This window comes from Streptosporangium amethystogenes (assembly GCF_000721075.1).
In the GTDB taxonomy this organism is placed as follows: domain Bacteria; phylum Actinomycetota; class Actinomycetes; order Streptosporangiales; family Streptosporangiaceae; genus Streptosporangium; species Streptosporangium amethystogenes.
The window spans coordinates 261,829-275,899 of record NZ_JOEQ01000001.1 but is presented as its reverse complement, the minus strand read 5'-3'; the positions used below and the strand labels follow the sequence as shown (position 1 = coordinate 275,899).

Genomic DNA, 14,071 nt, shown 5'->3' with positions numbered 1-14,071 from the left:
AGGCGTCAGGTGTGGAAACGGCCGTAGTCGCCCCTGAAGAAGAGCAGTGGGCCGCCGTCGCCGTGGACACCGAGCCGGTGCACCCTGGCGACGACGATGACGTGGTCGCCCGCGGGGTGCTCCGCCTCGATCGAGCAGTCGATCCAGGCCAGGCTCTCCTCGATCACCGGGTTGCCGCCCGGGGAGACCGTCCAGTCGAGCCCGGCGAACTTGTCGCCGCCCCGGCCGGCGAGCGCGGCGCAGACCGGTTGCTGGTGCTCGGCGAGCACGTTGATCGTCTGGGTTCTGGCGGCGCGCAGGCGCGGCCAGCTCGTGCTGCTGTGGGCCACGCAGAAGGCCACCAGCGGCGGATCCAGCGACACCGAGGTGAAGGAGTTGGCCGCCAGGCCGCACGGCTCGCCGGTGTCAGGGTCGATGGCGGTGATGGCCACCACGCCGGTGGCGAAGTGGCCGAGCACGGAGCGGAACCACCGGCCGTCCACGGCGCCGCCCTGGTGCGTGGCCCCGTTGGTCTCAGGTCTCTCGGCTCCGCTGGACGGGCCCTGCGAAAGGCCACTGTGCATGGCGACTCCGTTGGCGGTGGTGCCGCGCCCGGCCAAGGTGGCGCGGGGGTGGCCGGCGGTCTCCAGCAGCCGTGCCGCGTGAGTGGTCATGGTGCTACTCGCCTCCTCAATCGCGCCCGATCGGCCTCCGAGGGGGGTCGGCGGCGGACGGCGTCCTCCGCCGTCTGGCGCCATCTTACCAAGCGCTTGCTTGGATTGTAGGGGAGTGCCGGAAAAAGTCCCCGGCCCGCGCTCGCCGCCCTTCGTTGACATCCGTGATTCGCCCGGCCTAGCCTCTGGCCAAGCGCTTGCTTGTGATCGGAGGGTGGTACGTGGGTGGTTTCCGGGACCGCACGGCCGTCGCGGGCGTCGGGTACACCCGGTTCTCCAAGGACTCCGGGGTCAGCACCCTCACCCTGGCCTGCGAGGCCGTTCTGGCGGCCCTGGACGACGCGGGCCTGACCGCCGACGACGTCGACGGCATCGCCACCCACCGGGTCGGCGACTCCGCCGCGCCCGCTCTGGTCGGTCCCGCGCTCGGCATCCACGAGCCCTCCTGGTACCTCGACCAGTTCGGCGGCGGCAGCGTCTCCCACTCGGTGGTCGGCCAGGCGGCGCTCGCGGTCGCGGCGGGCGTCGCCGAGACCGTCGTCTGCTACCGGGCGATCAACGCGCGCTCGGAGTTCCGGATGGGCGGGACCGGCCGGGGGCTGCCGGTCAGCCCCGAGGTCCAGTACCAGGCGCCGTACGGCTACTTCGCGCCGCCGCAGCAGTACGCGATGTTCGCCCGCGCCCACATGTCGAGGTACGGCACCCGTCCCGAGCACTTCGGCGCGCTGGCGGTCGTCCAGCGCGCCAACGCGGCCAAGAACCCCCGGGCGCTCATGCGCACCCCGATCACCCTGGACGACTACCTGGCGAGCCGGTGGATCGCCGAGCCGTTCCGGCTGCTCGACTGCTGCCTGGAGACCGACGGTGCCTGCGCGCTCGTCGTCACGAGCGCCGAGCGGGCCGCCGACCTGCGCAGGCCGCCGGTGCTCATCTCCGCCGCCGCGTGGGGCGGCGGCGACTCCTTCCTGTCCGGCGGCCGGGCGGACACCACGGTGACCAGCGCGGCCGAACTGGCCCCGCGGCTGTACCGCCAGGCGGGCATCGGGCCCGCCGACGTCGACGTGGCCGAGATCTACGACTGTTTCACCTACTCGGTGATCGTGCAGCTGGAGGACTACGGCTTCTGCGCCAAGGGCGAGGGCGGCCCGTACGTCGCCTCGGGGGCCGTCGCGCCGGGTGGTGAGCTGCCGGTGAACACGCACGGCGGGTTCCTGTCGGAGGGGTACGTGCACGGCGTCAACCACATCGCCGAGGCCGTCTCACAGCTGAGGGGGGACGCGGGGGAGCGGCAGGTGGCGGGGGCCGAGGTGGCGCTCTCCACGGCCCAGCCCGGCTACATCCTGCCCGCCACCTCGGCGCTGATCCTGCGGAAGGGGTGAGCGGTGCGTCCGGTTGCCGATCGTGACTCGGCGGAGTGGTGGAGGCGGACCGCCGCCGGGGAGTTCGTGCTCCAGCGGTGCGACTCCTGCGCCACGCCGCGCTTTCCCACCCGCGCCTACTGCCACCGCTGCAGGACCCGCGAGTGGCACTGGGAGCCCGTCGCCCCGGCCGGCCGGGTCGAGAGCTGGATCGTCAGCCACCAGCCCTTCCTGGCCGGGGTGAGCGAGCCGTACACGGTGGTGATGGTGCGGCTGGACGAGGCGCCCGAATGCGTCATGTACGGCAACTGGCGCGGGGCGGAGCCGCCGGTCGCCGGTCTGCCCGTCCGGGCGTGCTTCAGAAAGGTGGACGAGGAGTTGTCGCTGATCGACTGGCGTCCGCTCGGCTGAGGCGCGTTCGCGGCGGGGCTCATCGTCGGGGCCGCGGTACGGGTGCGCCCCGGCGGGTCCCGTTCCCGCAGGTCGCGCTCCGGAGATGGGGAGCGCGCCCTGGCGGGCGTGGGGGACCCGCCAGGACGCGTTCCGCTCCGGCGCGATGGCGGAGGACCCCGGCGAGGGGTGGGGTCCTCCGCCCGCTAGTCGCGCTCGGAGTCTGTGTCGGCGAAGGCGCGGACCTGGTGGTCCGCCACCTCCTCCGCGAGGTCGTCGTCAGGCGTGGGCCGCCGGTAGTGCTGCGAGATGAGGCGGGCCGCCCCAGCCGGGTCGTCGGCCGGATGCGAGGACTCGATGCCGTCCTCGTTCCAGACGAAGAACCCGTTCTTGCACCAAACGGTTAGCTCGGTCAGCACCGAGAGCACGGACATCCCGCTTCCGTTGCTCTGGTAGGTGTGGGTGAACCCCTGGCGGTGCAACGCGTAGCGCAGCAGACGCGTCGCCTCGCGGGGGTCGCGCCAGGGCGGGTACGGCGCATCCACGCGGACCGACAGCACCGGTCTCCACCCCCTCGCTGACCTTTCGATGGATTTGTACCAACGATTGGATGATGCGGGTCTTGGGAGGTTGGGTCAAGGGGCTGTTCCCCGCTAGAACCAGATCGTCTAGTTTTGTTGGCACAAAGGGGACTTAATGGCGCGGTCAACGCTGTATCAGCTGGTGGCCTCCGATCTGAGGAGGACCATCTACTCCGGTGCGCTCGGACCGGGGGATCAGCTGCCGACCGAGGCGGAGCTCATGCTCGTGCACCAGGTGAGCCGGAACACCGTGCGGCTGGCTCTCGGTGAGCTCGTGAACGAGGGCCTGGTCACCCGCACCCCCCGCCGGGGCACCGTCGTGCGAGAGCGCCGTCCGCTGCTCATGCACCCCCAGCGCGAGCTGCAGCCGCGGGGCGAGGAGACCCTGGAGGCCTTCGCCTGGGCGGTCTCGCAGGAGGGGCGCGCGCCGAGCCAGGAGATCGAGGTCTCGATCGTGCAACCGGCCGAGGAGATCGCCAGCAGGCTGGAGCTCCCGGACGACGAGCTCGCCGTGGTCCGCCGCAGGCTGCGCTTCGTGGACGGCCAGCCGTACAACACCAACGACTCCTACTTCCCGCTGGCCCTGGTCGCCGACTCCGAGATCACCCGTCCCGGCGACATCAGGCGCGGGGCCAACAAGGTCCTTGAGGAGCTCGGCCACCGCCAGGTGCGGATGGTGGACGACATCTGGGCGCGGATGCCCAACAGCGCGGAGACCGAGCGGCTCCAGCTCCAGCTCGGCACGCCGGTCGTCGTCTACGTCCGGGTCGGTTACGACGCGGAGGACATCCCCGTGCGCGTGGCGGTGTCGGTGCTGCCCGCGGACAAGCACCTGATCAGGTACGAGCTGGAAAGCCGTTGACATCTCCGTAACCGCCCTGACGGGCCGGCTCCCACTCCGTCCGTGCCGCGGGCGCCCGGCGGGCCGCGCCTGCGGGGCGGCCGTTCTCCTGGCACCCGGCGCACTCCGGGCCGAATCCTCCCCGGGCCGGGCCGTCTCGCCCGAGGTCCCCCCGCTCGTCGCTCTCCGGCCCGGCCCCCTCGCGCCGCCCGCGCCTCTCACTCCGACCGGCGTCTCCCCGCCGCTCGCCCCCAGCCCCTAGGCATCCGCCTAGCCCGACATGGGTGCCGTGCGCCATCAGGTGAACACGCTCCGTGTCAACTCGCGTACCGAACGCAACGAAGGGATGAACCATGCACTCGAACACCGCCAGTCCCACCATTGTGCGCCCGTTCACGCTGCGCAGGGCCACGGACGGTGATCTCGACGGGGTGCTCGCACTCCTCGCCGAGGCCGCCGGGTGGCTGAACCGCCGCGGCGTGCGGCAGTGGCCCGCCGCCGGCTTCCCCGCCGAGCGCATCACCCCGCTGATCGACGAGGGCGTCATGTACCTGCTGGACGGGGAGGACGGGCCCGCCGCGACCCTCGCCCTGGACGCCCACGCCGACCCCGAGTTCTGGGCTCCGGGAGACGACCCCGGTTCGGCGCTCTACGTCCACAAGCTGGCCGTGGCGCGCGCCCACGCCGGCCGGGGGCTGGGAGAGGCGCTGCTCGACTGGGCGGGCCTGCGGGTCCTGGCCCTGGGGAGAAGATGGCTCAGGCTTGACTGCTCCAAGGACAACTCGCGGCTCCAGGACTACTATCGGGGACAGCGTTTCGCGCACCTCCGCACGGTCGACCTGTCGCATCGCGCCTCCGGGGCCCTGTTCCAGCGGCCGGGGGGCCTGCGTGCCCACGCGTCCGGCCTCGCGCTGTCCTTCTCGGACCGGCGCGGGTCGTCCGTCCCTGAGCATGTCTGAACCACGGCGATCCCAGGGCAAACCCATCCGATAGCCTCCATTCATGACCGGATCCTTGCTTGAGGTGATCACGCTTGACGTGCGTGATGCCGTCGCGGCCGAAGCCGGTGGCGCCGATCGCCTGGAGGTCGTCGCCGACATGGCCGTAGACGGGCTCACCCCGGCTGCGGAGACGGTCGCGGCGATCTCCAAGGAGTGCGCGCTGCCGCAGATGGTGATGCTGCGTGGCGAGGCCTCGTTCCTGGCCACGCCCGAGTCGCTGAAGACCCTGAGCCGCGAGGCCAGGGCGCTCGCCGACGCGGGCGCGGCCGGGTTCGTGTTCGGGTTCCTCGACCGGGCGGGGGCGGTCGACCTGGCCGCCACCGAGGCGCTCATCCACGCGGTCGCACCGCTGCCCTGGACCTTTCACCGGGCGGTGGACCACGCGGCCGACACCCAGGCGAGCTGGCGTGCCGTCCGCCTGCTGCCCAACCTCGCCACCGTGCTCACCTCGGGTGCGCCCGGTGGCGTGGCGGACGGGCTGCCGCTGCTCAAGACCCGGTGCGAGGCGGGCGACGGCCCGCTGATCATGGCCGGGGGCAGGCTGAGGCCCGGCCACGTCGGGGTGCTGATGGAGTACGGCGTGCGTGCCTTCCATGTCGGCAGCGCCGTGCGGGCGTCCTGGTCGGACCCGGTCGACGAGCGCCGGGTCCGCCAGTGGCGCGCCCTGATCGACTGAGGCGCGTCAGGTCTCGCGGTGATCGGCCGGGGGGGCCGGGGCGGGGCCCAGGGCCAGGTCGGCGCGGCGCAGGGCGGCGGTCATGGTCTTGATCGTGGCGGGCTCGTCCATCACGCCCTCGCCCGCCTCGCGCCGCTCCTGCCAGGCGCGCACCCGGTGGGTGTACTCCCGGTAACGGGACAGGTGGAAGGCGTAGACCGTCGCGTACCGGCTGACCAGGTGTGACGGGTGCATGTCCCAGCCCTGGTAGAAGCCGTGGCCCAGGGAGTGCCCGACCAGCTCCGCGTGGCGCCGCCACAGCTCCTGCACGGCTCTCCGGTCATCCGAGGCGGGGGAGGCCGCCAGCGAACCGTCCGACAACTCCACGCCGGTCCCGGCGAAGACCGTCCGCATGACGTTCCTGGCGTGATCGCAGACGGGATGGTCCAGCCGCTGTTCGTGCGGGGGCAGGCCGCAGCTCGCCGTGTAGTCGAAGACGCCGAAGTGCGCCGCGGCCAGCCTGCCCCGCAGGGAGGCGACCAGGCCGGAGTCGAGGAACAGCACCGTCTGCGGCGCCTCGACCTGGATCTCGAAGCGGAGCGCGCCCTCGTCGAGGCCCAGCCCGTCCTCCAGTGCCCGCAGGCAGTCGGCGAACTGGTGGAGGTAGGCCCTCATCAGCACCTTCGGGAAGGTGACCACGAATCCCCCGGGCAACTGCCCGGCCCGCTCGACCACACCGGTGAGAAAGCCGTCCAGCGTCCTGAGGGAGCGGACCGGGTCGCCGTCGGCGAACGACTTCACCCGTAGTCCCCAGCGGCGGGGGAGCGTGCCGGCCGCGTGCATGGCCGCGATCGCCGCGGCGGCGGCGGAGGCGTGACCGTCCTCCTCCGTGGGGCGCTGCCCGTACCCGTCCTCGAAGTCGACGCGCAGGTCCTCGACGGGCTCCGCGCCGAGCTTGGCGGCCACCCGGCCGTGGACGGCTCCGGCGAGGTCCCCGCCCACGCCGAGGATCGCGGCCAGCTCGCGTTGCGGCAGGTGCCGCCGCATCAGCTCCAGCGCGGCGTCGCCCCAGGCCCGCACCGTCCCGGCGTCGAACCGGTCCGCGGGGACGTAGACCGTGTGCACCGGCTGCCATCCGACCGGCCCGTACGGGTACAGCGCCGACTGCTCGCGGTGGACCCGCTCGAAGCCCGGGATCAGGGCGGACGGGTCGGCGAGCGTGACGCGCATGCTGGTACTCCTCCGCGGACGTGCCGTTTTGAACGCACTTTAGCCGCAGCCGTTCGCCTCCGGTCACCGTCGTCCCACGCCGATCAGCGGTCTCAGCCGGTCCCAACCGGATCACAAGTCACCATGGCTAGACTTTGCCGTCGGAGTTCGATCACTCGGCGATGGGATGACATGAACAGACTCAAGGGGCTCTCCGCGCTGGCCGGGTCCCTGCTGGCCGTACTGCTGATGACGCCGGCGGCTCCGGCCGCCGCGGCGGCCGCGCCCGCGAAGCCCAAGGTGGCCGTGGTGGTGAAGGCGGGTCCGGCCAGGCACACCGGTAAGTGCCCGGTGACCGTCGGCTTCACGGCGAAGATCACGGTGAGCGCGCCCACCGTGGTGGCCTACCGCTGGCTCAGGGGCGACGGCTCCAAGAGTGCGGTGAAGACCGTCAAGGTGAGCGGGACGAAGACCCTGAAGGACCGCGCCACCTTCCGCGGCAACCTGAAGGGCTGGCAGGCGCTCCAGGTGCTGAGCCCGCGCAAGGTCGTCTCCAAGAAGGCGAACTTCGCGATCTCCTGCACGCCGCAGAACGGCGGCGGTGACGGCGGTGACGGCGGGGACGGCGGCGTCGACCCGCAGGGCCCGACGGAGGGGCAGGGCTCCGACCAGGGCGGTACCGAGAACGGCGAGTAGCGCGAACGGCGTCCCGGCCGCGGCCACACCCCGGTTCTCCGGGCGTGGCCGCGGCCGTGTCACTGACGGCCGCAGGCGGTGAGCATGGCGGCGAGGCCGAGGAGTTTCACCCGCTCGCCCCGGTCGAGGGACCTGGCCAGTGTCGCCTCGGCGGCCTCGATGTCCAGCCAGTGCTCGTAGGTGATCGGCGAGATGCCCCGGGAGGCGAGAAGCTCGTCGGGGTCCGTGCGGCGCACCGGATCGCGGCCGGCGAGATCGGCGAGGAGGGTGCGGACCGTCTCGGCGGCGTCGGACTTGTTGGTGCCGATCACACCGCTGGGACCGCGCTTGAGCCAGCCCGCCACGTACTCGCGGTCGCGGACCCGGCCGGCCTCGTTCGGCACGGTCATGGTGGCCTCGGAGAAGGGGACGCCGGGTAGTGGCACGCTCTGGTAGCCGACCGAGCGCAGCACCATGCCGACCGGGAGGGTCTCGAACTCGCCGGTGCCGACCACCCGGCCGTCCAGCAGCCGGGTTCGCTCCAGCTTGAGCGCCTCCACCCGTCCCTCGCCGAGGATCTCCACCGGACGCATCCAGAACCGCACGTCCAGCCGCCGGGGACGGCCCGTCAGGCCGCGGGCCGCCCAGCTCTGCAGGACCTCGACGTTGCCCCTGATCTGCCGGGACGCCGTCGAGACGTCCGCGGCGCTCTCCTCGGGCCGCACCCGCACGTCCGCGTTGGTCAGCTCGCCCAGCTCCCTGAGCTCCTTCAGGGTGAACTTGGCGTGCTCGGGTCCCCGGCGGCCGATCATGTGGATGGCCTTCACCTCGCTGGCGGCCAGCCGGTCGAGCACCTCCTGCGGCACGTCGGTGGCGCGCAGCTCGTCGGCGGTCTTGGCCAGGATGCGCACCACGTCGACCGCCACGTTCCCCACGCCGATCACCGCGACCTCGGGGCTGTCGAGGACGAAGCGGTCACCGGGCATGTCGGGATGGCCGCAGTACCAGTTGACGAAGTCGGTGGCGGCCACGCTGCCCGGCAGGTCCTCGCCGGGGATGCCCATCCGCCGGTCCACCATCGCGCCGGTGCAGTAGACCACGGCGTCGTAGCAGTCGAGCAGATCGGCGACGCCGATGTCCTTGCCGAACTCGACACCGCCGAGGAACCGCACGTCCGGAAGCTCCAGCACACCGCGCAGGTAGCCCGCTATCGACTTGATCGAGGCGTGGTCGGGGGCGACCCCGTAGCGCACCAGCCCGTACGGGGTCGGCAGCCGCTCCAGCACGTCCACCCGCAGAGGCACGGTGGCCTGTTTCCTCAGGGCCTCGGCCGTGTAGATCCCGGCAGGCCCCGATCCCACGATCGCGACTCGCAGCGACACATCGCCTCCCAGGGAGCTGGCGGTCATGACGCGATTCTCCATTACCGGTGCCCGCCGGGCCAGTCTCGGCGGTCCGTTGTGATCGAACCGGTCACCCGGCGCGGGGCGCCCGGCGGATACGTTTCCCATATCTCCGAACATTCCCTGCGAACACGGTGTTCCCGGCGGGCCCGGTCCGCCGTGAAAGCACGTGCCTCGGAGGTTCTCCGCATTCCCCGCGAACAAGGTGTGCCCGCTACCCCCGAGGACGTGCCGCTGAGACGCCCGCTTCGGTGCGCCCACCCGTTCACGGGGCCGCTCGCGCGCTTGTCCACGGGGTCGTCCGTGCGTTGTCTACGGGGTCGTCCGTGCGCGCAGGGCGCGTTTGTCTATCTTCCCGTTGCCGGTGACGGGAAGGGCGTCGACCACGATCACCCGCCTGGGCACCTTGTAGTTGGACATGTTGTCGCGGGCCCAGGAGATGACCTTCTCCGGCTCGACGGCCGCCCCCGGCCTCGGGACCACGAACGCCCAGCCGACCTCGCCCATCCGCCGGTCGGGCACCGCGACCACCGCTGCCTGGGCCAGGGAGCCCTCCCGCAGCAGGAGCCCCTCCACCTCGGCGGGGGAGACGTTGAACCCCCCGGCGATGAACAGCTCCTTCTTACGGTCCACGATCGCGAGGTCGCCGCGGGCGTCGAGGGCGCCGATGTCGCCGGTGTGCAGCCAGCCGTCCCTGATCACCTCGGCCGTCCTCCCCGGCTCGCCCCAGTAACCGCGCATGACCCCGTACCCGCGGACGAGGACCTCGCCGCGCTCGCCGCACGGTACCTCCCGGCCGTCATCGTCGACGATCCGCACCTCCATGCCCGGCACGGGGCGGCCCGTGCTGCCCGCGACGACCTCGACGGGGTCGTCGGCCCTGGTCATGGAGACGACCGTGCCCTCCATCAACCCGTACGCGTTGATCATGCGTTCCAGGCCGATCCGCTCAAGCAGCCTGTGTATCAGCTCGGCGGGGACGGAGGCCGCCCCGCAGATCGCCACGCGCACCGAGTGCTCGCCGATCTCGGTCTCCTCCAGCAGCCGGTGGAACAGCGTCGGAGGTCCGGCCAGGATCGTGATCCCGTCGTCGCGGATCAGGCCGGCCAGCCGGTCGGGGCCGAACGTGGCGATCGGCATCATCGTGGCCCTGCGCATGACCGAGGCCAGCAGCCCGGCGTTGAGTCCGAAACCGTGCGCGAACGGGGCGATCACCGGGTAGCGGTCGCCGGGGCCGAGCGTCACGATCTCCGCCCAGTCCCAGTAACCGCGCAGCATCCGGCCGTGTTCGAGCATCACGCCCTTGGGCGTGCCCGTGGTGCCCGAGGTGGAGATGATCTCGCACAGGTCGTCAGGTCGTACGGCCAGCGCGCGCTCCTCGGCCTCGGCGCGCCCGATGAGGGAGCCGGCGACGAGCACCTGCGAGGGCCGCGCCGAGCCGGGCCGCTCCAGCCCCTCGGGCACGATCGAGTGCCGCAGGTCCGGCAGGCCGGCGAAGGGCAGGCCGCCGCCCGTCTCGCCGGCGGCCTCGGCCAGCAGGTCGACCAGCACGGCGCCGTCGTGACCGTGCCCGGTGATCAGCACGCTCGTCCCGGTCGAGCGGAGCGTCGCGGCGGCCTCGATGCCCTTGTAGCGCGAGGACAGCGGTACGAGCACCGCACCGGCGTCCCAGACACCGAACGCGGCGATCACCCAGTGCGCGTCGTTCGGGCCCCAGACGGCGACCCGGTCGCCAGGCAGCACGCCCAGCGCGATCAGGCCCCTGGCGACCTCGCCCGCCCGGTCGCGCAGCTCGGCGAGGGTCAGCCGGACCGTCCCGTCGTCCACGACGACGTCCGAGGGATGATCGTCGGCCAGGGCGCGGAGCATACGGGGAATCGTCCGCCAGCCGGGTACTTCCATAGCGGTCGCGCCTTTCGTGGATCAGCGGGCGATGGCTGTGCGATCCCTGCCCAGGTGGTGGCCTCGCGTGTCGTTCACCACGCCGGGGGAGACCGTCTCCGAGATCCGGTCGGAGATCTCGACGGCGATCGTGACCGGGGTGAGCGCCTTGACCGACTGCTGGAGACGCGACCTCCACATGGGATTTTTGACCAGGCTCTCCCGCTTGAAGGTCACGGTCAGGACCGCGGCGTCGAGCGTGCCCTGCCGCGAGACGCCCAGCTCCCAGCCGGAGACTCCGTCGATCTTGTTGAGCGCCCGCTGGATCCGGTTCAGCGACACCCACACCCCGCGCACCAGCACGTGGTCGCCGACCGTGTGCTCGGGGGCGGGGACCGCCTCCCCGCCGGAGACCCTGACCACCTGGCCGGTGCGCACCGCCTCCCCGGCCCGCGCGCCGGCGACGACCAGCTCGGCCGGCCCCGAGGCGTACGGCGGTGCCTGCAGCTCGTCCTTCTCCAGCGGGGCCAGGCCCACCGAGCCGGGCACGAGCAGGGTCAGCGGCGCCGACTCCGCGGACCGCCAGCCCAGTGGCACCGCGGTGAACGGCGAGCAGTAGACCTCCGTCACCCGTGCCCCGAACTCCGTCGCCAGATGCGACATCGTGCGGCGCGAGGCGATCTCCCCGGTCAGCACGACGTGCCGCAGACCCAGGTCCAGCGGGTCCAGCAGGAACTCCAGGTGTAGTCGGGCCAGCAGGTCCATCGCACCGGTCGGCGTGATCACCAGGGTGGTCGCGCCCAGCGACTCCAGCGCGTGGTGCAGCCTGAGCCTGCCCCGGGGGCCGACGGAGGCACCCGCCGCCGCGACCTCGGCGGCGGCGCACGCCCACTGCGGGCCCGCCAGCTCGCCGTCGCCCGACAGCGCCGCCACCACCCGGTCCCGCCCGTCCACGCCCGCCGCCCGCAGTGCGGCGGCGTAGGCGGCGGTCAGCTCGCCGACCTCGCCCGCGGGGGTCACGCTGCCGGCGTCGGCGGAGACCAGTAGCAGCCCGGACGCGCTACGGCCACCGGTGGCGAGGTCGTCCCTGGTCAGCCATACGGAGGGCGCGCCGAGTGGGACGTTTCCCGCGGGCGCCGCGTTCGAGGCGGGCGCGGCACCGTCGCCGCGGGTCGCCGGGTTCGTCGTCAATTGATCACCTCGGTCATGAAAAGCCGCATCGACTCGCAGACGTGCTCGTGGGAGAGACCGCCCACCTGTGCCTGCAGGATCAGGTCGGTGGCCCCGGCCTCGGCGATGCGGGCCGTGGCCTTCCGGGAGCCCTCCACGTCGTCCACCACGACCATGTGGTGCTCGCGGAGCGTGGCCATGGCCTCCTCGGGGGGCATGCCGGCCGCGAGCTGGCCCAGGACCTTGTGGGTGGCGTGCCGGGCGTCGTAGTAGTCGGGAGGGGTGACCAGGTTGACCTGGCGCCGGATGTACCACAGGACCGGGTCGGAGGCGATCTCGAACGCCTGCTCCCTGGTACTGCCGACGAACCACGGGATCATCAGCGCGACCCGCCGGCTGTCGGGGTCGAAGCCGTTGTCGGCCAGGCACCGCCGGTAGCTCGCGATGTCCTCGGCGACGTCGTCGAGGCCCTTGAGCATCGTCATGCCCAGCAGGTTGTAACCGTGCCTGGCCGCGGCCAGGTAGCCCTCCAGGGAGGTGGACGCCACCCACACGGGAGGGTGCGGCACCTGGGCCGGTCGGGGGTAGACGGAGACGTCGGGGATCTCGAAGAACTCGCTGGACCGGCTGATCGGCTCGCCGTCGGCGTTCCAGATGGCGAGGGTGGCCTCCAGCGAGTCCTCCCAGATCTGCCGCGACTTCTCGAAGGGCTTCTGGAACGCCTGGTACTCCAGCGGGGACGCGCCCCGTCCGGTGCCGAACTCCACCCGGCCGCCGGAGATGACGTCGAGGGTCGCGACGCGCTCGGCGGTCCTGATGGGCGACTGGAAGGGCAGCAGCACCACGCCCAGGCCGAGGTGGATCCGCTCGGTGCGCTGGGAGATGGCGGCCAGCACGAGATCGGGGGCCGATGAGTGGGAGAAGCCCCGGGTGAAGTGGTGCTCGACGAACCACGCGGTGTCGAACCCCAGCCGGTCTCCGAGGACCACCTGGTCGATCACGTTGCGGAACGTCTGCTGTTCGACCTCCCGGGAGCGTCCGCGAACCTCCAGCTCGTAGCCCAGGCTGATCCTTAGGGACGTCATCCACGCCTCCGTTGTGTCCATCCGACCCCCGGCCGAGGCCCTTCACTTAACCAAGCGCTCGCTTGGCGAGATTACCAGCATGCCGGGACGGCAACAAGCCGACCCGTGAGGTGTGCCCTCCCTACAGGCCCGCGGCGGCGGCCAGGCGGGCGCGGTGCGCCTGCGGGGTGCCGAGGAGCTGGGCGTCGGAGGTGGCCCGCTTGAAGTAGCGATGGGCCGGATGCTCCCAGGTGACGCCGGTGCCACCGTGCACCTGGATGTTCTCGCCCGCGGCGGCCAGGTAGGCCTCCGTGCAGTAGGAGCCCGCGACGGCGGCCCGGACGGGAAGCTCCTCCAGCGGGGCGCGTGCGGCGGCCAGGGCGGCCGAGCGGGCCGACTCGACCAGCAGGAGCACGTCGGCGAGCTTGTGCTTGACCGCCTGGAAGGAGCCGATCGGGCGGCCGAACTGGTGGCGCTGTCTCGCGTGGGCCACCGCGGTCTCCAGGCAGCGGGCCGCCCCGCCCACCTGCTCGGCGGCCAGCGCGGCGACCGCCAGGTCGCGGACCCGCTCGTGCGCCGCGCCCGGGCCGATCCGGACGGCGGGGACGGCGTCGAAGGCGAGCGTGGTGAGCGGGCGGGTCTGGTCCAGGGTGGGCAGTGGCGTGCGAGAGGAGGGGACGGCCTCAAGGAGTGCGCCGCCCGCGTAGGCCAGCACCAGCTCGCCGTCCAGGGCGTGCCGGGCGATCCCGGTCAGCCGGTCGCCGTCCAGCACCAGTTCGGCGTCGCCGGGGAGCAGCACGGTCGCGGTGACGGTGCCCTCGGCGATGCCGGGAAGCAGCCTGGCCATGGCCGCCCGGTCGCCGGTGGCCTTGATCGCCTCCACGGCCAGCACCGCGGTCTGCAGGTAGGGGTGGGGTGACAGGGCGCGGCCGACCTCCCCGCACACGACGGCCGCCTCGGCCATGCCGCAGCCCGCGCCGCCGTACTCCTCGGGGACCGCCAGGCCGGCCACGCCCAGCTCGGCGGCGAACCGGCCCCAGGGGGCGTCCGGGTACCGGGCGAGGAAGGAGCGGACCGCGTCACGGAGCTCCAGCCGCTCCTCGGAAAGGGGTGGGGAAACGCTCGCGAAAAGACTCACGGCAACAGCATAACCAAGCGCTCGCTTGCTTCGTAAAATTTGCCTCACTCTG

Annotated in this window: 14 protein-coding genes; 6 read left to right on the top strand and 8 right to left on the bottom strand. The window is 72.3% G+C overall.

What is annotated here, in order from left to right:
• Nucleotides 1–5: 5 nt before the first annotated feature.
• Nucleotides 6–653, bottom strand: a complete 648-nt coding sequence (locus tag IG98_RS0101245; protein WP_030904221.1) for a flavin reductase family protein — start codon at nucleotides 651–653, stop codon at nucleotides 6–8.
• A 221-nt stretch (nucleotides 654–874) separates the two neighbouring features.
• On the opposite strand from IG98_RS0101245, the gene IG98_RS0101240 reads away from it, so the two are divergent.
• Nucleotides 875–2,032, top strand: coding sequence for a thiolase C-terminal domain-containing protein (locus tag IG98_RS0101240; RefSeq protein ID WP_030904220.1), 1,158 nt, complete (start codon nucleotides 875–877; stop codon nucleotides 2,030–2,032).
• A gap of 3 nt (nucleotides 2,033–2,035) precedes the next feature.
• Entirely contained in the window at nucleotides 2,036–2,422 is a 387-nt protein-coding gene (locus tag IG98_RS0101235; RefSeq protein ID WP_030904219.1) for a Zn-ribbon domain-containing OB-fold protein, read from the top strand.
• Nucleotides 2,423–2,607: 185 nt separating this feature from the next.
• Here the strand turns inward: IG98_RS0101235 and IG98_RS44390 are convergent, their stop codons facing one another.
• A complete protein-coding gene (locus IG98_RS44390) occupies nucleotides 2,608–2,961 on the bottom strand; it encodes a hypothetical protein (RefSeq protein WP_037969100.1) in 354 nt (117 codons plus the stop codon).
• A 136-nt stretch (nucleotides 2,962–3,097) separates the two neighbouring features.
• Between IG98_RS44390 and IG98_RS0101225 the strand changes: the two genes are divergently transcribed.
• The 3 genes from IG98_RS0101225 to IG98_RS0101215 all read left to right on the top strand — a co-directional run bounded on the left by IG98_RS0101225 (nucleotide 3,098) and on the right by IG98_RS0101215 (nucleotide 5,500).
• A complete protein-coding gene (locus IG98_RS0101225; protein ID WP_030904218.1) occupies nucleotides 3,098–3,844 on the top strand; it encodes a GntR family transcriptional regulator in 747 nt (248 codons plus the stop codon).
• A 332-nt stretch (nucleotides 3,845–4,176) separates the two neighbouring features.
• Nucleotides 4,177–4,782, top strand: coding sequence for a GNAT family N-acetyltransferase (locus IG98_RS0101220; RefSeq protein ID WP_030904217.1), 606 nt, complete (start codon nucleotides 4,177–4,179; stop codon nucleotides 4,780–4,782).
• 43 nt (nucleotides 4,783–4,825) lie between these two features.
• Nucleotides 4,826–5,500, top strand: a complete 675-nt coding sequence (locus IG98_RS0101215) for a copper homeostasis protein CutC (RefSeq protein ID WP_030904216.1) — start codon at nucleotides 4,826–4,828, stop codon at nucleotides 5,498–5,500.
• Nucleotides 5,501–5,506: 6 nt separating this feature from the next.
• On the opposite strand, the gene IG98_RS0101210 is transcribed toward IG98_RS0101215, so the two are convergent.
• Nucleotides 5,507–6,709 carry a DUF6986 family protein gene (locus tag IG98_RS0101210; RefSeq protein ID WP_051751324.1) on the bottom strand — a complete coding sequence of 401 codons (1,203 nt, stop codon included), beginning with the start codon at nucleotides 6,707–6,709 and terminating at the stop codon, nucleotides 5,507–5,509.
• Nucleotides 6,710–6,880: 171 nt separating this feature from the next.
• Here IG98_RS0101210 and IG98_RS0101205 point away from each other — a divergent pair, with 171 nt between their 5' ends.
• Entirely contained in the window at nucleotides 6,881–7,384 is a 504-nt protein-coding gene (locus IG98_RS0101205) for a hypothetical protein (RefSeq protein ID WP_030904214.1), read from the top strand.
• A gap of 59 nt (nucleotides 7,385–7,443) precedes the next feature.
• Here the strand turns inward: IG98_RS0101205 and IG98_RS0101200 are convergent, their stop codons facing one another.
• The 5 genes from IG98_RS0101200 to IG98_RS0101180 form a co-directional block, all read right to left on the bottom strand.
• Nucleotides 7,444–8,772 carry an FAD-dependent oxidoreductase gene (locus IG98_RS0101200; RefSeq protein ID WP_037969098.1) on the bottom strand — a complete coding sequence of 443 codons (1,329 nt, stop codon included), beginning with the start codon at nucleotides 8,770–8,772 and terminating at the stop codon, nucleotides 7,444–7,446.
• Between the two features lie 306 nt (nucleotides 8,773–9,078).
• Nucleotides 9,079–10,635 carry an AMP-binding protein gene (locus IG98_RS0101195; protein ID WP_245651355.1) on the bottom strand — a complete coding sequence of 519 codons (1,557 nt, stop codon included), beginning with the start codon at nucleotides 10,633–10,635 and terminating at the stop codon, nucleotides 9,079–9,081.
• 54 nt (nucleotides 10,636–10,689) lie between these two features.
• Entirely contained in the window at nucleotides 10,690–11,838 is a 1,149-nt protein-coding gene (locus tag IG98_RS0101190) for a class I adenylate-forming enzyme family protein (protein ID WP_030904211.1), read from the bottom strand.
• Nucleotides 11,835–12,902, bottom strand: coding sequence for an LLM class flavin-dependent oxidoreductase (locus IG98_RS0101185; RefSeq protein WP_030904210.1), 1,068 nt, complete (start codon nucleotides 12,900–12,902; stop codon nucleotides 11,835–11,837). Before IG98_RS0101185 ends, IG98_RS0101190 begins: the two co-directional genes overlap by 4 nt.
• A gap of 121 nt (nucleotides 12,903–13,023) precedes the next feature.
• A complete protein-coding gene (locus IG98_RS0101180) occupies nucleotides 13,024–14,019 on the bottom strand; it encodes an acyl-CoA dehydrogenase family protein (RefSeq protein ID WP_030904209.1) in 996 nt (331 codons plus the stop codon).
• Nucleotides 14,020–14,071: the final 52 nt, after the last annotated feature.